General features: G+C 61.4%; 20 protein-coding genes, 1 tRNA gene and 1 pseudogene. 7 read left to right on the top strand and 15 right to left on the bottom strand.

Features of this window, described 5'->3' with window-relative positions; translation table 11 throughout:
• Positions 1 to 199: 199 nt before the first annotated feature.
• Positions 200 to 274, bottom strand: a tRNA-Val gene (locus KI388_RS08205).
• Positions 275 to 357: 83 nt separating this feature from the next.
• Between KI388_RS08205 and KI388_RS08200 the strand changes: the two are divergent.
• Positions 358 to 897, top strand: a pseudogene (locus KI388_RS08200) (hypothetical protein).
• Positions 898 to 937: 40 nt separating this feature from the next.
• On the opposite strand, the gene KI388_RS08195 reads toward KI388_RS08200, so the two are convergent.
• Entirely contained in the window at positions 938 to 1,210 is a 273-nt protein-coding gene (locus KI388_RS08195; protein WP_215086187.1) for a hypothetical protein, read from the bottom strand.
• Between the two features lie 184 nt (positions 1,211 to 1,394).
• Positions 1,395 to 2,351, bottom strand: a complete 957-nt coding sequence (locus KI388_RS08190) for an alpha/beta hydrolase (RefSeq protein ID WP_215086186.1) — start codon at positions 2,349 to 2,351, stop codon at positions 1,395 to 1,397.
• 160 nt (positions 2,352 to 2,511) lie between these two features.
• Between KI388_RS08190 and KI388_RS08185 the strand changes: the two genes are divergently transcribed.
• Together KI388_RS08185 and KI388_RS08180 are read left to right on the top strand one after the other, a co-directional pair.
• Positions 2,512 to 4,041 carry a sulfatase gene (locus tag KI388_RS08185; protein ID WP_215086185.1) on the top strand — a complete coding sequence of 510 codons (1,530 nt, stop codon included), beginning with the start codon at positions 2,512 to 2,514 and terminating at the stop codon, positions 4,039 to 4,041.
• On the top strand, positions 4,041 to 4,463 hold the full coding sequence (locus tag KI388_RS08180; protein WP_215086184.1) for a GtrA family protein: 423 nt from the start codon (positions 4,041 to 4,043) through the stop codon (positions 4,461 to 4,463). Before KI388_RS08185 ends, KI388_RS08180 begins: the two co-directional genes overlap by 1 nt.
• Positions 4,464 to 4,509: 46 nt before the next feature.
• Here KI388_RS08180 and KI388_RS08175 read toward each other — a convergent pair whose 3' ends face one another.
• The 5 genes from KI388_RS08175 to KI388_RS08155 all read right to left on the bottom strand — a co-directional run bounded on the left by KI388_RS08175 (position 4,510) and on the right by KI388_RS08155 (position 7,718).
• Positions 4,510 to 5,211, bottom strand: a complete 702-nt coding sequence (locus tag KI388_RS08175) for a TVP38/TMEM64 family protein (RefSeq protein ID WP_215086183.1) — start codon at positions 5,209 to 5,211, stop codon at positions 4,510 to 4,512.
• 95 nt (positions 5,212 to 5,306) lie between these two features.
• Positions 5,307 to 6,116, bottom strand: a complete 810-nt coding sequence (locus KI388_RS08170) for a DUF429 domain-containing protein (protein ID WP_215086182.1) — start codon at positions 6,114 to 6,116, stop codon at positions 5,307 to 5,309.
• Between the two features lie 161 nt (positions 6,117 to 6,277).
• Positions 6,278 to 7,351, bottom strand: coding sequence for a site-specific integrase (locus KI388_RS08165; protein WP_215086181.1), 1,074 nt, complete (start codon positions 7,349 to 7,351; stop codon positions 6,278 to 6,280).
• Entirely contained in the window at positions 7,348 to 7,524 is a 177-nt protein-coding gene (locus tag KI388_RS08160; protein ID WP_215086180.1) for a hypothetical protein, read from the bottom strand. The genes KI388_RS08165 and KI388_RS08160 overlap by 4 nt, the downstream gene beginning before the upstream one ends.
• Positions 7,521 to 7,718 carry a hypothetical protein gene (locus KI388_RS08155; protein WP_215086179.1) on the bottom strand — a complete coding sequence of 66 codons (198 nt, stop codon included), beginning with the start codon at positions 7,716 to 7,718 and terminating at the stop codon, positions 7,521 to 7,523. Before KI388_RS08155 ends, KI388_RS08160 begins: the two co-directional genes overlap by 4 nt.
• A gap of 97 nt (positions 7,719 to 7,815) precedes the next feature.
• Between KI388_RS08155 and KI388_RS08150 the strand changes: the two genes are divergently transcribed.
• The 4 genes from KI388_RS08150 to KI388_RS08135 all read left to right on the top strand — a co-directional run bounded on the left by KI388_RS08150 (position 7,816) and on the right by KI388_RS08135 (position 10,308).
• Positions 7,816 to 8,127: a hypothetical protein gene (locus tag KI388_RS08150; RefSeq protein WP_215086178.1), complete on the top strand. Its 312-nt coding sequence runs from the start codon at positions 7,816 to 7,818 to the stop codon at positions 8,125 to 8,127.
• A 247-nt stretch (positions 8,128 to 8,374) separates the two neighbouring features.
• Positions 8,375 to 8,971, top strand: coding sequence for a hypothetical protein (locus tag KI388_RS08145; protein ID WP_215086177.1), 597 nt, complete (start codon positions 8,375 to 8,377; stop codon positions 8,969 to 8,971).
• A 152-nt stretch (positions 8,972 to 9,123) separates the two neighbouring features.
• Positions 9,124 to 9,609, top strand: coding sequence for a hypothetical protein (locus KI388_RS08140; protein WP_215086176.1), 486 nt, complete (start codon positions 9,124 to 9,126; stop codon positions 9,607 to 9,609).
• 273 nt (positions 9,610 to 9,882) lie between these two features.
• On the top strand, positions 9,883 to 10,308 hold the full coding sequence (locus KI388_RS08135) for a hypothetical protein (RefSeq protein WP_215086175.1): 426 nt from the start codon (positions 9,883 to 9,885) through the stop codon (positions 10,306 to 10,308).
• Here the strand turns inward: KI388_RS08135 and KI388_RS08130 are convergent.
• The 7 genes from KI388_RS08130 to KI388_RS08100 all read right to left on the bottom strand — a co-directional run bounded on the left by KI388_RS08130 (position 10,305) and on the right by KI388_RS08100 (position 16,576).
• Entirely contained in the window at positions 10,305 to 11,261 is a 957-nt protein-coding gene (locus tag KI388_RS08130; RefSeq protein WP_215086174.1) for a hypothetical protein, read from the bottom strand. The genes KI388_RS08135 and KI388_RS08130 overlap by 4 nt on opposite strands.
• Positions 11,254 to 12,093, bottom strand: a complete 840-nt coding sequence (locus KI388_RS08125) for a hypothetical protein (protein WP_251133129.1) — start codon at positions 12,091 to 12,093, stop codon at positions 11,254 to 11,256. Before KI388_RS08125 ends, KI388_RS08130 begins: the two co-directional genes overlap by 8 nt.
• On the bottom strand, positions 12,090 to 12,623 hold the full coding sequence (locus KI388_RS08120; RefSeq protein WP_215086173.1) for a hypothetical protein: 534 nt from the start codon (positions 12,621 to 12,623) through the stop codon (positions 12,090 to 12,092). The genes KI388_RS08125 and KI388_RS08120 overlap by 4 nt, the downstream gene beginning before the upstream one ends.
• A 5-nt stretch (positions 12,624 to 12,628) precedes the next feature.
• Positions 12,629 to 14,329: a hypothetical protein gene (locus KI388_RS08115; protein WP_215086172.1), complete on the bottom strand. Its 1,701-nt coding sequence runs from the start codon at positions 14,327 to 14,329 to the stop codon at positions 12,629 to 12,631.
• A gap of 143 nt (positions 14,330 to 14,472) precedes the next feature.
• Entirely contained in the window at positions 14,473 to 14,874 is a 402-nt protein-coding gene (locus KI388_RS08110; protein WP_215086171.1) for a hypothetical protein, read from the bottom strand.
• Positions 14,874 to 15,236 (bottom strand): hypothetical protein, encoded by a 363-nt coding sequence (locus tag KI388_RS08105; protein WP_215086170.1) that lies wholly within the window; start codon positions 15,234 to 15,236, stop codon positions 14,874 to 14,876. Before KI388_RS08105 ends, KI388_RS08110 begins: the two co-directional genes overlap by 1 nt.
• Positions 15,237 to 15,541: 305 nt before the next feature.
• Complete coding sequence (locus KI388_RS08100; RefSeq protein ID WP_215086169.1) at positions 15,542 to 16,576, bottom strand: hypothetical protein; 1,035 nt, start codon at positions 16,574 to 16,576, stop codon at positions 15,542 to 15,544.
• Positions 16,577 to 16,796 lie beyond the last annotated feature (220 nt).

Raw genomic sequence — 16,796 nt, 5'->3', positions numbered from 1 at the left:
GGTGGAGACCCTCCCCGTGCTCTCGGCCCACTTGACGGCGTGATATTACTGCCTGTAGACACTATTTCCTTGTGAACCCCGCCACGTATGGCGGTTTGGGACAAACGTAGCCGGTGACTTGGTGGATTGCTGAGGGGGGTGGAAGGCGAGAGCCTCCCCGTCATGCGATTTGCTACTTCATCGAGAGGAAGTATTTAAATGGGTTGGGGCGGATTCGAACCGCCGACCTGCTCCGTGTGAAGGAGCCGTCATAACCTGGCTAGACCACCAACCCGCTCATGTCGAGGTATCCGACCTCCGGACTTAAGAGTTACCTTCCGCCGAATCGTTCATGCCGCACCCGCCCGGATCGCCCCCGTGACCCACGAACTCCGCTACCTCGAACGCTTCCGATAGGGCGTCGCGAGCCTCCTTCACGCGCCGCTGTCGCTCGTCGGGCGCTACGCCGAGCGGAAGACGCCCCGCGAGCAGTACGCGTTCACGCTCCGCGAGCCGTACCCGGTCGTCGAGGCACAGCTTCACCGGCTTGGGTTCGTCCGCAACCTCATCTCCTCGCTCAAGTACCGGGCGTACGCGACGCCGCCGGAGACGACCGTCGCGAGTTGGGTGCGGTATCCCGAGGGCGCGCTCGCGAGCGACCACCAGCTCCACCTCGCGCTGTACGCCGGGAGCGACCGCTCGACGACGGACGTGTACGCCCACTGGGAGCCGTCGTGGATCCGACACCCGATTCGCCACTACCGGGCGGAAGCCGTCGACACACAGGAGGGGATCGAACGGGCGCGGTCGCTGTTCGAGGACGCGGGTATCGAGTACGCGGTGGTGCCCGCGGAAAATCGGATCGGGATCGACGCGTCCGCGTCGGCGGGGCCGTCGAGCGACGCGCCGATCGGGTAGTCGGTCGGACGATTCCAGCGCTCGGTGCGCCCCGGAAGCGTTACTCCGCGGCGGCGTCTTTGCCGCGGTACTCGGCTACGCGCTTCCGGGCGGACGCGACCGCCTCGCGGGCCTCGCCCTCGGCGCGCTCTTCGAGTTTTTTCAGGTCGGCCTGGAGCGCGTCCAGCCGCGAGGGTTCCGGTTCCTCCTCTTCGCGGCCGACGAGTTCTTTCACCCGGGCCTCGACCGGCTCTAGCTCCTCTACCACGCCCGCCTTCGCGTGTTCCGCCGCTCGACCGAGGTAGTACCGTGCGTCTTCGAAGTGCTTGCTCATATCTGTCCTTTAGTGAAGGGCAGATATAACCGTTGTGGCGGCAGCGCAAGGACAGTATTCGGCGCGGTGGCTCGCTCGGGTCGCGAGAAGCCCGAGGAACGCCCGGAATCACCCGCTTACCGGTCTCGAAGCGGTAACACGGACGCGTGGAAGAAGTGGTCGACCACGAGACACCGATCCCGAGTCACTCCCGCGCGCCGGGCGGCAGCGGGTCGGCGTGGTCGGCGATCGCGTCCGCGACGCGGTGCGGGTGTTCGTGGACGACCCAGTGGCTCGCCTCCTCGATCGCGAGCAGGCGACCGTCGGCGCAGCGCTCGACGCTCTCGTTGGCTAGCCGGCGCGCGAGGAACTGGTCTTGCGCGCCCCAGATGACGAGGGTCGGGACGGACACCTCCGTCTTCGCCGGCTCGGGGCGGTCGCGGACGATGGCGCGGTACCAGTTCACCATCGCCTCGAAGGCGCCGTCGCGGTTCCACGCTCGCCGGTACCGGCGCAGGTCCTCGTCGGTGAAAGTGCCGGGCGCGCTCGTGTCGCGCAACGCGTTCGTCGCCAGCCGCCAGTTCCCGGCGCTCGCGACCGTCTCAGGGAGTTTCGGGAACTGGAACGCGAGCACGTACCAGCTCTTGAGCCGCTGGTCCCACGAGGTGCGGAGCGCGCGCTCGAAGACGCTCGGGTGCGGGACGTTGAGGGCGACGAGTTCCGAGAGCCGCTCCTCGTGGTGAAGCGCGAGCCACCACGCCACCGCGGCGCCCCAGTCGTGGCCGGCGACGGCCGCTTCGTCGCGGTCGTAGGCGTCGATCAGGCCGACGACGTCGCGCGCGAGTTCGTCGATCCGGTAGTCGCGCACCGCCGGCGGCTTCTCGGAGCGGTTGTAGCCGCGCTGGTCAGGGACGACGACGCGGTAGCCGGCGTTCGCGAGCGGCGCGATCGCCTCGTGCCAGCCGTACCAGAACTCCGGGAAGCCGTGGAGCAAGACGAGGAGCTTCCCGTCCTCCGGGCCGGCCTCGACGACGTGGAGCGTCACGCCGTTCGCCTCGACCGCTCGGGACTCGGCGGGGATCGACTCGGGAATCTCGTCGTCGGGGACCGACTCCGGCAGCGCCGCCGTCTCGACCGGGCTGCCCGTGGGCGCATCGCGCATGGCCGACACGAGGGCCGCGACGGTCAAATAGCTACGCTCGACCGCGCGTCCGGGCGATCGAAATCCTCAAGCCGCTGGCAGACCGCGCTCAGGTACACTCGTAATTCTCCGTGGACCGCTCGTCGCGAGCGGGACCGCGGGGGATTCGCCGCGTACCCTCATGACATCCGATTCGTCGACCCGGACGGCCGCAGACCCCGGCGCGTCGAGCGACGACGCGGCCGTCTCGAACGTCGTTCTCGTCACGGTCGACTCGCTGCGCGCCGACGCCGTCTCCCCGTACGACGCCGAGCGCCGCTCGCCCGTGATCGACGCGCTGGCGGACGGCGGCACCGTGTTCGAGCGCGCGTTCGCGACCGGCAACTGGACGCCCTTCTCGTTCCCGTCGATCCTCGCCTCGGAGCCGGTGTTCGCCCGGACGGGCGACATCGGCGTCGACGAGTCGGTGACCCTCGCGGAGGCGCTCTCCGACGCCGGAATCGCGACCGGCGGGTTCAACGCCGCGAACGGGTTCCTCACGGACCACTGGGGGTATCCCGACGGGTTCGACGAGTTCGAACCGTTCGTCACGAGCGTCGGGTCCAGCGTCTACAGCCGGTACCTCGCCGCGCACCCGACCGTCGAGGCGTGGATCCAACTCGCGTCCTCCCCGCTCCGCCGCCTCGGGTCGAAGCTCCGCGGTGACAGCGACGACCGGCCCTTCCTCGACGCCTCGCGCATGTTCGACGTCGAGGACGCCGCGACCGAGTTCGTCGACGAGACAGACGAGCCGTTCTTCCTGTGGGTCCACTACATGGACACGCACACCCCGTACGTGCCCGCGCCTCGGTACATCCGCGAGGTCTCGGACGGCATCGTCGGCACCCATCAGATGCTTCACGCGCACGCCCGGACGAGCCTCGGTCTCGAAGTGGGCGAGCGGACCCTCCGCGAACTCCGGACGCTGTACCAGGCGACGGTCCGGCAGGTCGACGCCAGCATCGGGCGACTGCTGGACAGCCTAGACGCCGCCGGCGTTCGCGACGACACCGCCGTGCTGCTCGCCGGCGACCACGGCGAGGAGTTTCAGGAACACGGTCACCTCGCCCACTATCCGAAGCTGTACGATGAGCTGATCCACGTCCCGTTCGTGGCCGACGTGCCCGGGCGCGACGGCGGCCGCGTTGACGGCCACGTCGGGCTCGACGCGATTCCGCCGACGGTCGCGGACCTGCTCGGCGTCGACCCCGCGCCCGAGTGGCACGGCGACTCGCTCCTGCCGGCGCTCCGCGGCGAAGATCGCGTCTCCGATGACTCCGGCGAGGGCGCCGCCGATCACTCGGTCGTCTCGGTCACCGTTCGGGGCGAGGACGTGACCCAGCAGCCGATCCCCCGGTCGCTGTCCGACGGCGACCTGCTCGTCAGCGCGCGCGACGACGACTGGACGTACATCGAGAACGTCGACGCCGGCGAGCGGGAGCTGTACCACCGCCCCTCGGACCCGACCCAACAGGAGAACCTCGCGGTCGACCCCGACGACCGGGAGCGAGCCGTCATCGACCGGCTTCAGCCGGTCGTCGACGCGCACGCGGAACTGCTCCGCGAGCGCGGGGCGGCGGCGGAGGCGGCCGCCGCCGAGCGCGGCGAGGACGGCGACGACGAGGTCGACGAGGACCTCGAAGCCCGCCTCGAAGCGCTCGGGTACAAGTGATGATCCGAGCGACGCTTCGCAACCTCGCGACCGGGCCGGTCGCCGGCCAGATGCGGCGGTTCGTCGTCGTCGGCGCGCTCACCGCGGGGCTCCAGCTGGCGCTGCTGTGGCTGTTCGTCGACACCGCCGAGCTGAACTACATACTCGGCGCGACGATCGCCATCGAGATCACCATCATCTGTTCGTACGTCCTCAACAACGCGTGGACGTTCCGCGCGAGCCGGAACACCGGCGTCTCGGAGTACCTCTCCGGACTGCTGAAGACGAACCTCGTTCGCGGCACCGCGATCCCGATCCAGATCGGCGTGCTCGCCGCGCTCGTCGAGTGGGGTGAGATCATGTACCTGATCGCGAACGTGGTCGCGATCCTCGTCAGCGGGGTCTACAGGTTCGTGCTCGACTCCCAGTGGACGTGGGGCTAACGCGGGAGCGCCGCCCGCCGGCGACCGACGCCGGCCTCGACGCGCCTCAGAAGGGGAGCCGCGGCTCGACGCGCGCGACGAGGTCGCGGACCGCTTCCTGCTTGTAGTAGCCGACCGCGGACGCGGCCACGACGAGCGCGACGAGCGCCATCGCGGAGAGGAACCGCCCGCTCGCGAGTTCGCCGCCCGCGTACACCGTCAGCACGTACGCCGGGAGCCGGCCGACGGCGATGACGCCGATGAAGGTGGGGAGCGACCACTTGGTGAGTCCGCTCAAAAAGCAGATGGCGTCGTCGGGGAGGCCGGGGATGATGACGAACGCGAACAGCCCGGGGATCCCGACGGTGTCGACGAACCCGTCGAACCGCTCGATCACGTCCTCGTGGATGACCCGCTCCACGAAGGATCGACCGTACCGCTTCGACAGCGAGAAGGCGACCGCGCTGCCGATGAGCACGCCGGTGAGACTGTACACGGTGCCCGCGAGCGGGCCGAAGAGGTAGCCCGCGACCAGCGCGACGACCTGTCCCGGGATCGGGGCGACGATCACCTGGAGGGCCTGAATGGCGATGAACACGAGGGGGGCGAAGACGCCGAACTGGTCGAGCCACGTCCGGAGGGCCTCGGAGTCGGTGAGAAAGCCGGCGTAGCGGCTGACGAGGACGTAGAGCCCGACCGCGAGAATCGCGACGCCGACCGCGGCCGCGATCCCCCGCCGGCGGTCCGCCCGCGAGGAGAAGAGTTTCATTCAGGTGATAGCGGGTGACAGAGGGACTTGAAGCTTACCAACGACCGGATTCCACACCCCCGTTGCGCCCGCGACCCCCGCCGTCCCGGCGCGTCTCACGCCAGCGGCTCCGCGCTCCAGTACGCCATCCGCATCGGAACTCCCTCGCCGTCCCGGTGGTCCGCGCCGCTCGGTAGGAACCGGAGGTCGTCAACTGGGTAGCGCGCGACGACCGCCAGCCCGAGCGCGTCGACGGCGTCGTCGACGGTCGGGTCCGCGGCGTCGACCGCGGCGGCCACCTCGTCGGTGGAGTCCGCACCGCCCGCGGCAGCGGGCGCGTCAGCGAGTCGTCGGCAGATCCGCCCGAGCGCGGCCGCCGGCTCGTCGAGGTGACCGTCAAGCGCGCCGAGTCGCTCGCCCACGCCCGGCGCCCCGGTCTTGGAGTGGTCGAGTCGCCGGCCGTTGAGCCCGCGGAAGCACACCTCCGGGTGCGCCTCAAACACGCGCTCCCGCGCCGACTCGTCCGCGCGGAGGAACGCGTCCACCTCGCCCACCGCCGGCGCGATGTGGTACGACTGGCGGCTGAGCCCCTTGTCGAGGTCCGCGCGGTTCCGCTCGTTCACCGTCTCGTAGTCCGCGCCGTCCCTCGCCGCCTCGCATGCTCTTCGTGACGGAACGGGGAAGACGCTGCTCGGACGCTCGGCGGCCGACCGCGCGGCCGAGTCGACGGTCTCGCGGGCGGCTAGGGTCTCGGGGTCGTCGGGGAGTCCGATCGGCACGTCGACCAGAATTCGGTCGACGCCGGCGTTCCACAGCGCTTCGAGGTCGCGTTCGAGGCGCACCGCTGGTTCGTTGTCGCCGTCGAACACGACCGCGAGCCACGCGCCGCCCGCCCAGTCGACGCCCGCAACGGTGTCGGTTGGCATCACGGATCGGTTCGGACTCGGGACACTCAACCGGTTCGGTGACTGGAGGACGGAGCGCCGTCGCTCGTCGAGGTAACACGGATGCGGGAGAAGTGGGCCGGCACGACGGCGATTTAGGGCTTTGAACGGCCCGCTCGGTGGTGTCTATTTCTCGATTCATGTTACTGGGTGGTGAAATCAAGTTCATCGTCGAAGTCGAGTTTCTGGAGGTGTTCGCGACGGCTGTCCATCTGGTCGTGATAGCGAGACCACCGCTGGGACTCGGTCGCCCAGTCGTAGTGATCGCGGATAGTCTGAACCGAGGCGTTCACGCGCTGCGCGACGACCTCGGGAGGTATCCCCGCGTTGAGCATCCACGTCACCGCGCCCGTGCGAATCCGGTGTGGAGACCGAGACGACGGGCACTTGCTCGCGTGCTTAATCTCGGTGTAGTCGCAGCTGGTGCGCTCCTTTCCGTGCGGGCAGTCCGAGTGAAGACACGGGAGCGTCGCGACGTACGACCAGGTGCGGACCGTGTTCTCGGTCGGCCGCCCGTATCGGCTTGCGAGGTAGGGCTGCCGATCGTGGTCGTCGCGAACGTCGTACCGGTTCCCGAGGAACTCCCGTAGGACGGTCGCGACCACGTCGGGGACCGCGACCGCACGTTCCCCGTGCTGTTTGTTCTTGAGCGGGGTCCCCGTCTCGGGGCGATGATGGAACTCGACGTATCCCTCGTCGGGGTACACGTCGTGAACGTCGAGGGCGCGGAGACCGCCCTGCCGCGCGCCGGTGTGCCACGCGAGTTCGAGGAAGGCATGCTGCCGGGTCGCCCGGTGAACGTCGGAATCCCGGTAGTAGTTGAGCAGCGAGAGCGCCGCCTCGGTCGACAGGCTCTCAGAGTTCGCGCGGTCGGACGGGTCGAGGTCGGGGACCCGCACCGAATCGGATAGGTCGTCGACGGCGCCGATCTGTTCCAGGTACTCGGTGAACTTCTGGAGCGTCCACATCTCGCCTTCGAGGGTCGCCGGTGCGACCGCCCCGCTGCGCAGCTCGTAGTACTCGTCGAGGTCGTAGCCGCGGAGATCACCGACGCGTTCGACGCCGATCCCTTGGCACCACTCGACGAACAGCTTCAGCCGGTACTTCCACGACTTGACGCTGGCGTCGGTCGAGTCGGACCGTCGTCGACGGAGGTAGCGGGTAACTGCCTCCCGGGGGTGGAGGTCGCCGGGGTCGCGGGAGCGGTCCCGGCTCATCGGTTGTATCTCCCTTTGTACTCGTCGAGCCATTCATCGGGAGCGCAGTCGCGGCACATCCCGAGACGGTAGGGGGCGGAGCCGATCAGGAAGTGGAACGGCTCGTTACATCCCTTACACTCGATTCGGTTCGGAGAGCGGACGGAGACGACGCGGCGATCGTAGAAGCTCACAGGTAGCCCTCCGGGGCGTCGAGGATCGGATGATTCGGGTGCGCCTCAGCGAAGTGGTCGAGGTAGCCCGCGACCTGTCGCGCGTACCGAGTGAACCCGTCCGGTGGTTCGGGGTCGATGGAGGCGCCGCACACCTCGCAGCTGGAGAGATCGCGAGCGTCGGCCGCCGCGATCAGTCGGGGATCGTCGTCCATCACGACCTGCTATTCTGAGGCTACCAAAATATAGTTTGTCCCTGTAGCGAAAGTTTCTTATCTCGGATTATATAATGTCGCGCCCTCGATAGCGAGTATGCGAAAATCCGGGAAGTGGATGGTTCTCCTCGACGAGCGGATTCTGGAGCTGTTCGTCGAGTCCGACGAGGATTACATGTCCGTCTCCGAGATCGCGGAGCATCCCCGGATTCCGTACAGCTCGCAGTACGTAGGCCAGCGGAGCAGGAAACTCGCGAATCACGGACTATTGTACGCGGTCGGGAACGGGATGTACACGCTCACCGACGAGGGAGAAGCGTATCTCAAGGGGGAATACAACGCGGCAGAGAACGGGAACGCAGAGGTATCGACGAGTGAAGACGCTGGTGAGACTCAAGACGAGGCCTAAATGTGTAAGATGCGTCGGATGGGCCGGTGGATGTACCCCGTGGATGAGCGTATACTTGAACATTTGAAGGAAGAATCGTGGGCATCTTCCTCGACGATGGCAGCCGAGTTAGAATTTCAACAGCTCGACGCTGATGAGCAGTACATTGAGCAACGATGTTGGCAATTGATTGAACGAGAATTAGTTGCTCCAGTCATTGAAGATGGAGACATGTACGAAATAACGACTTGGGGACTGGCGTATCTTCGTGGAGATCTTAACGCAGGTCACTTGCCCAGGTGGGGGGACAATCGTGGGGTTGCTACTGATCATGGCTGAAAGGAATCCTGAAAAAGAAATCTCTCAATCAGAAGACTCTGCTGTTGGGGAAAAAGAGAGACTGATTGGCGAGCTGGGTATAAACGAGGGACGCAGATCTCTCGATCATCAAATAGAATTATTGAGGCAACAAAAGAATAATTACATTGAGATAATGAAATTGAATCTAATCTGTCTAAGTATCTTGGTAGCGGCATTTGGAATCGGCAGAGTAAATGTAGCTGATTTAAATACCATAGGGCTGGCTCTTCCGCTCATTTTCTTCGTCTTGTCTATCACTTTGTCAATATCCATGTACCACTCAATAAATCCCACAATTGGTATGAATAGTCACTCTGTTTATGAACTGGATCCTCGTGAAGATTTGAACGAGAATTTCTACTCGGTAAAAGACACATATGCTAATGCCATCAACCAAAACAAATCAAAAATCAAGAAGTCAAGTAGACTTATGTTGTTTTCATATTTCTCAACCCTTGTGGGGATTTCGTCTACAATAGCAGTAGTCTCAATCGGGTTTCTGTAAGCTGCGCGACCCCCCACAAGGAGGGGCCGCGCAGGCTCCCGCCCACTAACAGGGGTGGGTGGGTCGGTGGGTGGATCACCGTGTTTCGCTGCGATTATCACTTTGCTTCAACTATGAGGTAGCTTTATTTTCTAAGTATTTGAGCGGTATATGTGAGACTGAACGATTACCTCATTGACAAAGAGGAGGCGACGGCGAAGATCGGGGCATTTGATGATCCGGATTCGGTTATCGATTCGAGCGAAGGAACGCTCGCCTGTACTCCCTATCGGCTGGTCTACATCAACGGAAACGACGTTACCGACATCTCGTTGAAAGGGGTGAACTCGATCGAATACAGGGATAAGGGCTATCCGATGCGGTATCTCGGATACGGCCTCGCTGGTGTCCTACTCGGAATCGTCGTGTGGTTCGTGCGGTTCTTTTTGGAGATTGGCGCGATGGTCCCTGGTGAACTGGGATGGTTGTTTGTCGGAATATTCGTCCTTAGCGGACTCGGAACGTGGATTCAGGGGCTGTTTATGGGACGAGCCAGCCTAAAGGTGTTCACACCGAACAAGACGTACGAGTTCTATTCGAAGGAGAGCGGCCTCGACGAGATTGGTCACGCTGTGCGTGGTCACGAAATGAAATCTTGAGTTTCATGTAATGGTTAGCGGGGGTTGTCTCGTTTAGTGGGACCAGGGACAAGTTGTGGATCCCCATTACTCGAAACCACTATATTTACATTAGTATCTGAATTCGCGTATAATTTATGTAACATCCCGTAATGTGCGTTCATATGTTCGAACAAAATGAGGATGGAGAGGAGCAGATTATCCTTTCGAACGTACCAGAGAGTGATGAAAATGTTTTTTCTGTGCGACGCTTTGCCGAATGGGCAGGAGTTCTTACGGTGGTCACACTTATATATGGCAATTATTCATATTTTCCCATTTGGAATTATTTTTGAACCAGTATCCGATTCTATTCTTAACCCTCTAGGTCTCGGGGTGGGAACAGGTGATCAAACATTTGGTGTGAGAGTTTTAACCTCAATATACTCTGCTGCCGTGTTCTTCCTATTATTAGACCTTCTCTGGGCACTTCCAAAAGCAATCTCATATCATTTAGCAGAAAACACATCGGACAGCCGAACATACCACTATATGTCTGTGATTTGGGGTATACTCACATCCACCGTTATTGTTCCACTTATTATTGTTATAATAACAACCTTTGTAGCCTCTCAAGTTTCTACCGGTGAAGATTTGTGGGAGATTATGAAGGCCGGATATGCAGGGGCAATTATCGGTGTTTACAGGCAGTTCGTGCTAGCAGTTCGTAAACGGGTCTAATCGGGTCCTTGTTCTCGCAACTCGGAAAGCAGATTCGGCCAGTCGAGGTCGAGTGTGAACAGGTCGGGTTCAAGATTCCAGTTCCACGGCGCCGCGTCGTCTGGGTCCGGTTCCGCGGTCGCAGGTTCGAGGTTTTCGACGGTCCCGCCGAACAGCTGGTTCGTCGGCTTGTCAGCGTCAGCGGGCCAGTCAGCAAAGAAATCGACCTCCTTCTTGGAGTGTTTGAAGTACGCCGTCGTGAACAGCCGCTTCAGCTCCGGGTGGCAGTCCTTGCCCGTGTGGAATACCGTTCCGAAGACGTCGACGTTCACCTTCGCCATCCGTTTCGCCAGCGGAGAGAACTGCGCCGCGACCTCGTAGGAGTTCGTCCGCGCGTCGAAGTGCGTCGACCCCTCGTCGATGAACACGAACTTCGGCCGGTCGCGATGCTCGATACACGTCACCGCGAGGTCGTGCGCGCTGGTGACCACCTTGTCCGTGAGCGGCCACGTCCGCGAGTTCGAGATCACGAGGAGGTCGTCGACGGTCGCAGAGCGGAGTTCCGCCAGCAGCGCCATCAGGTTCGTCTTCCCCGTGTTCGGGTTCCCGGCGCCGCCGATGAACGCCGTCGCGTCGTTGTTCGTCATCGCGTCGTCGAGCTGGAGCGGGAGCCGAAGCGCGGAGCCGTCGAGGTCCTGCTCGGTGATACCGACGAGATGCGAGAGCAGCAGCGAGTTCCCCGACCGAATCGCTTCCGACGCCTTCCGCGACTGTTGGGTCCGGTCGACGAGATCGAGCAGCTGGGAGTCCTCGACGATCTCGGCGTCGAGGTCGTTGAGGAACACCGACGCCGACACGTCATCCGGGTCGATCGCGCCCGCTCGCGGGTCGAGGTTCCGATCCGTTTCGATGCGGCCCGAGAGCTGTTCCGCGAGCTTCGCCGCGGTGAGCATCCCCTCGTCCGAGTTAGACATCCGCGCTCACCTCGGCGGATTCGGAGTGTCCGTTCCGGTCGGCGTCGGGTTCCTCGGGCGTCGAGAAGTCGAATCCCGACTTGTGGTCCATCTCGTCGATCGCCTCGTCGTCGACGAGGTCGGAGAGGTCCGAGTCCGAGGCGTCGTCGAGGCCGAAATCTTTCAGCTCCTGGTCAACGGCGCGCTCGATCCCTTCGCCGGAGTCGGGCAGCGAGCCGTCCTCGAACAGCTCGACGATGCGCTCAACCGTGTTGCGGGTCGCGCGCCGGACCACGACGAACGCGGAGCTTTCGAGGATGAATCCTCGCTGCGCGTCGTCTTGGAGCTGGCCGCGACACTCGTGGACGGCGCGGAGCGCGCGGGTCAGTTCCCGATCATCGAGCGTGCCGCGCCAGGTGCCGACGACGGTCATGTCTTCGAGGTCGACCTGTTTCCCGACGTAGAGGTTGGGAGACAGCTGCGTGAGGTCGTACGTCGAGTTGACGAACTCGTCGTCGTCGAGGATTTCGAGCTCTCGGAAGTCTTCGAGCGGGAGCCGGTAGATCCCGCCGTCGAGTACGCGGGCGTCGAGGTCGATCAAGTAGACCCACGCGGGATTGTAGAGCCACGAGACGACCTTGTTCCCGACGAGGAACCCGAGCGGCGACAGGCCGACCGCGGCGACGCCGAACACGTACCAGAAGCGCGGCACTTCGAGGTCGAAGCCGACAATCGCGGACAAGCCAACGAGCGCGATCACGCCGACGGCGAGTTCAGGCGCGTGGCTGTGGAGCCAGTCGAGTATCTTCACGTGACGGGGCGGCTCGGGTCGGGGTTCTGGTGCGTCTCTCATGCTAACCTCTCAGGTTCCTCGCTGCGGCCGTAGACGACCTTTGCCACGATGAAGATGGTCACAACGGCGACACCGACACCGCCGCCGAGACCGGCCGCCTGCGCGTCGCTGGCGGTGAACGGACCGGCGACGATGGTCGAGGCCGTTTCGAGCGGGACGCCGTAGAGCGTGGTCCCGTCGTCGATCGTCACACCGGCCCGGCCGTTCGACGGTTGAACGCGCATCCGAATCTCGGTCTTCCCGTCGACGATGAACGAGTCTCGGCGCAGCTCGCGTGACTCGGTCAGCGCGACCGCCTCGGTCACCGTCACCCGGTCGCGGGTGTCGGAGTCGAGCAGCAGCACGGCTTCGCCGTCGACGTAGTCGGCCGAGCAGAGTCGGAGCGTCGAGGTGATTTCTTTCGAGCAGGTGTTGACTTGTTCGCCAGCCGTCGCGTTCTCGGCGGTCGCGTTCGGAGCGTCCTGTGCGGTGACAGCGCCGGACAGCGACGCCACTACCACGACCGCGATCAGGAAAAATCGGGAGAACATGGTGGTCAGTTGCCGCCGAGTACGCCGAGCGCGACGAGCGCGGCGGCGCCGACAGCGACCAGTTCGCCAGGCAGGCCGAACATGTCGAACTGCCCGAGGTCGATACCACCACCGGACTGCGAGTTCTCGTACTTCTCGATGAGCTTCTTGTTCTGCTCTTCGAGGTTTTCCCACTCCTCCTGCGAGACGTAGTTCGAGTCGTTCTGCGGTTCGGAGTTCTCGAAGTTCGTCGAGGTCACTTCCTCGCCGGACTGCTCGTTCACGAGCTTGTCGACGGTGAACGAGCCGTCGAGTTGAAGCGTCTCGTACTGCGTCTCCGTGGCGGTCGAGACGAAGCGCGCAGAGTCGACTTCGGTGATGTTGGTGTCGAGGTCGCCCGAGGCGTCGTACGTCCACTCCTCAGAGCCGTCGACCGCGGACCAGTCACCAGCAGGGACCGAGACGGTTTCTCCGGCGGTGGTCGTGACCTCGACGGCAGTCTCCGCGTACGGTTCCGCGGTGATGGTGATGGTTCCGCCGTCGACGCTCGTGTTGATCGCGGACCAGTCGCCCTCGACGAGACTCATGTCGGTGGTGAAGTACACGTCGCCGGAGAACGACGACGGGTCGTACGTCTGACCCGACTCGATCGGACCGTCCGACGAGTCAGTCAGCGCGAACGTCCCCGGCAGCGTCGCACCGGTGTCGTCGATGGTGATCGTCGCCTCGCGTTCCGCGTCGACCGGGACGTTGAGCGCGATCAGGTCGGCAATCGCTTGGCTCGTGCCTTCCCCCTCGGCCATCATGGAAGCGCGTTCGCGAGGCGTCACGAGGTCGGAGATCTCGATGTCGCCGGTTTGAACGTCGCCGTAGACGTTCGTTACCCACGTCGAGATACCGTCGCGGACGTTTTGGAACGTCGTGTTCATTTCAGACCAGATGCTCGTCCAGCGAGGAGGAAGCATGTATCTGACAGTATCACTACCGCTACTGACCTCGATGAAAGCCTTACCGTAGGAGAGGCCGGAAACGTTGGCACCGAGGGGAGAGACGTTGAAGTTCTGTTCGGCAGAAGCACCGGAAGAAGGCTTGTAGCCGTTTATCTCGATAATATCGATAGTCGAGCCGTCAGGGAACTCGTGAGACAGCGTGTTCTCGGAGACGCTATTCATCGTGGTAACGACTTCGCCGCTACCATCCTCGTGCGTGGCACCGAGCGTGATCACATCCGAGACAGCAACGTCGGAGTGACTTTCAGCGAGGCTCTTGATCGAGAAAAATTCGTTCGCGCCTTCATTCCACGTCTTGAGGAGGTTCTTTTTGACCGTCGTTTCGTAGGCGTCAATCGCGACAGTAGCCGCGTCGAGTACGTCGGACTCGGAAGAACCGGCGTTCAGTTCCTCGATAGCAGCGACCTTGGCTTCGGTGTAGGCGTTGTGTTTGACGCCGTCGAGGATGTTCCCGTTGTCGACGATGGTCGAGGCGTTCGTGGACTTCCGAGTCCGAGCAGTTTGGTAGACCTGTTGTTTGAGGGCGTCGGCAGTCAGGCCCTCGGGTGGCGCGTCGGAACCGACGACCTCGAACTCTCGAAGCGCCCAGCCGACGCCGACAGAACCGGCGACGGCAGCGCCAGCGATGAGCGGGGCGATCGCTTCTGCGTCCTGCGCGAAGCCGCGGTCGTGCGAGAGACCGACGGCGGTCGCGCCAGCTGCGCCGAGACCTTTCACGAAGGTCCGGCGGCCCAGATGAGCAGGGCCGTTGGTATCAGAACCGTCAGCGCCCACAGTAGGCCCATCAGGAGGGCGATTCGAAGCGGTACAGCTAGTCGGGTCGTCATGGTTGGAACTCATAAGTTGAGGGTCGAGGGTGGTTACCGAACAGCGACGCCCCAGGCGACGACCGTCACGAGGAACGCGAGGATCGGGCCGAGGTTACTGCTCGTGTTGATGATGTCCGCGATCTGCGGGACGTACTGGTAGCCGATGATGACGAGCGGACCAGCCGCGATCGCGATCTGTTCCCAGCGTTCGTAGCTGTCGAACTGTTTGGTCTCGCTGCTGGCGAACGCGATCAGGTACGCGGCGAGCGAGATGAACGTGGCGTGCTGGGCGGTCAGCGCGTAGTCGAGCCAGGTGATCATCACCTCGGAAATCCCACCGAACTGGTAGAGTCCGGCGAGTACGAACACGACCGACAGCAGCGCGGGAAGCGTCCGCAGGTGGGTGTAGTCCGAGAGCGTGTCGGACATCGTCCGCGAGTACGACGACGCCATCAGTCACCACCCGGGAACGCGCAGTTGGTCGGATGGTAGTCGTGCGTCGAGCCGTCGTCGCGTTCTAGCGTCACCTCGTCGGTGGCCATCGCGATCCAGATCTGTTCGCCCACCTCGATGCGGTCCTGCGCAGCTGCGCGCTTCACCTCGTCCTTCGCGAAGTACCGCACGACCCCGCGGCTTTCGTCCTTGATCTTGAGCCGGTACCAGGGGCCGTACTCTCCCTCACCTTCGGTCAGGTCGAGTACGAGCCCTTCCAGCACGTCACCCGGGCCGAGTTCCACGGTGGGAACATCGGACTCCGGTGATTCTCCTTCGAACCGTTCGTAACCGTCAGGCGGCGTCGGGTTTTCAGTCGACATCTCCAATTGTTTGTCGGGGAAGAAATCAGGTATAGTATCAGCCAAGGCTCGGTGAAAGTGGTTGAACAGTAGTCACTGATCTAAAATCCAAAACCACCGATAATCTGATCTATGCGTGGCGATGAAACGTATTTCTGGCAGTATACCGACCAAGAAGCCAATTATTGAGATGATTAATCGGCTTCCGCAGAAGTTTGTTCTATCTACACGGTGAATTCAGTCGTCAGCTTTTTCAATATGTGTCCTGTATCGCCTATTACAGGCTGACACCCTAACGGGCGTGGCCTGCTTAAATCATACCCCTTTCAAAACTTGTCAGAGACTTCACTGGCATCGATAAGCGTTATCTCCTTACTGGGATGAAGATTTTGGAGTGTTTTTGCCTTTTCTGGTCGCACAGGGTTGTAAACAATATAATCACCATCTCGGACAGTGAATGGGAAATTCTCCACGTTAAACTTGGTTACACACCCACCCCTTTCCCGTGCGACGTTACACAGATACCCCATTAATTGAGACCGATCAATTGCTTCTCTATCTTTCCCAGACAAAATACTCTCTTCAATGAAGATTACTGGATGAGGATAGGAGAGGTGTGGGCGTACATCATATTTGTGTGGTTTGATGTGGTCAACTACCCAGTCATCCGAGTTGTGATATATATAATCTGTCTCGACGTATTGGTTATCGGTATCTGGAAGTCTAGTGAGTAGCCATCCATCCACGTGGCGGTCGTATTCGGTGTAGGGTTCATCATCAGGAAGAATTCCGCCAAGCGCTGATGCTATGATATCCGCGGCAGATAGCTCAGGATAAGTTAGATCTCCCTTTGGTACAATATCAAAATCAAACTTGTTTCCCACATACTTCCATGACTTCGTTATTTTGCCAGTAAAACTATCCAGTAGTGCTGTCTCAGTAGGATTATAATCGAATTGAGACCGGTGGTATCTCCAGAGCGTTACTACTGGGAAGTACGATTTTACAAAATTATTGATGAATTGTCCTCCACTGAACGAGCCAATAGGAGTTTCAACATGGCCCTCGTACCAGCATATAGTAGTATTAACACGTTCAATCGATTCCGTATCAAGGATTTCTGCCCCAATAGTTTCTCTTGCGTCACCCAATCGGTACGATGGGATATTTCTGCTAAGATGGTCTGATTTGATTACCCTATTTTCTCTATTGATGTCATATTCATCATAAATGTCGTTAATAACCTCAAAATAATGCTGTCGAAATTCCTCTACATCATCCAAAACAAGGGCAACTCCAATTAGGCAGCGTTGGTTTCCAGAACTCTTAGTTGCGGCGTCTACTGCGACAACTGAAGACATATTTGTACATTACGACATGGAAATAAAAAGCCTCGGACAATTTACATCGGGCAATACGGCCATTCTTGAACTGATGACACAATACTGAAATTCCCCGTTATCATATTAGCAGTTACTGAAGTTAGTGTGCTAATAATCTACACTTTGTTTTACTCTCTGGTGATTATGCCATTTGTGTTCCGGTAATGCTAAATATAATATAAGAATTTTAATATAATTA

It is taken from the genome of Halorubrum sp. 2020YC2 (assembly GCF_018623055.1).
GTDB lineage: Archaea > Halobacteriota > Halobacteria > Halobacteriales > Haloferacaceae > Halorubrum.
This window is presented reverse-complemented; position numbering and strand designations above follow the sequence as displayed.

Bases quoted from the DNA above. Each gene is read 5' to 3' on its own strand.
- KI388_RS08195 (WP_215086187.1), bottom strand. From the start codon at position 1,210: ATGAGCAAGCACTTCGAAGACGCACGGTACTACCTCGGTCGAGCGGCG.
- KI388_RS08190 (WP_215086186.1), bottom strand. From the start codon at position 2,351: ATGCGCGATGCGCCCACGGGCAGCCCGGTCGAGACGGCGGCGCTGCCG.
- KI388_RS08185 (WP_215086185.1), top strand. From the start codon at position 2,512: ATGACATCCGATTCGTCGACCCGGACGGCCGCAGACCCCGGCGCGTCG.
- KI388_RS08180 (WP_215086184.1), top strand. From the start codon at position 4,041: ATGATCCGAGCGACGCTTCGCAACCTCGCGACCGGGCCGGTCGCCGGC.
- KI388_RS08175 (WP_215086183.1), bottom strand. From the start codon at position 5,211: ATGAAACTCTTCTCCTCGCGGGCGGACCGCCGGCGGGGGATCGCGGCC.
- KI388_RS08170 (WP_215086182.1), bottom strand. From the start codon at position 6,116: ATGCCAACCGACACCGTTGCGGGCGTCGACTGGGCGGGCGGCGCGTGG.
- KI388_RS08165 (WP_215086181.1), bottom strand. From the start codon at position 7,351: ATGAGCCGGGACCGCTCCCGCGACCCCGGCGACCTCCACCCCCGGGAG.
- KI388_RS08155 (WP_215086179.1), bottom strand. From the start codon at position 7,718: ATGGACGACGATCCCCGACTGATCGCGGCGGCCGACGCTCGCGATCTC.
- KI388_RS08150 (WP_215086178.1), top strand. From the start codon at position 7,816: ATGCGAAAATCCGGGAAGTGGATGGTTCTCCTCGACGAGCGGATTCTG.
- KI388_RS08135 (WP_215086175.1), top strand. From the start codon at position 9,883: ATGGCAATTATTCATATTTTCCCATTTGGAATTATTTTTGAACCAGTA.
- KI388_RS08130 (WP_215086174.1), bottom strand. From the start codon at position 11,261: ATGTCTAACTCGGACGAGGGGATGCTCACCGCGGCGAAGCTCGCGGAA.
- KI388_RS08125 (WP_251133129.1), bottom strand. From the start codon at position 12,093: ATGAGAGACGCACCAGAACCCCGACCCGAGCCGCCCCGTCACGTGAAG.
- KI388_RS08120 (WP_215086173.1), bottom strand. From the start codon at position 12,623: ATGTTCTCCCGATTTTTCCTGATCGCGGTCGTGGTAGTGGCGTCGCTG.
- KI388_RS08110 (WP_215086171.1), bottom strand. From the start codon at position 14,874: ATGGCGTCGTCGTACTCGCGGACGATGTCCGACACGCTCTCGGACTAC.
- KI388_RS08105 (WP_215086170.1), bottom strand. From the start codon at position 15,236: ATGTCGACTGAAAACCCGACGCCGCCTGACGGTTACGAACGGTTCGAA.
- KI388_RS08100 (WP_215086169.1), bottom strand. From the start codon at position 16,576: ATGTCTTCAGTTGTCGCAGTAGACGCCGCAACTAAGAGTTCTGGAAAC.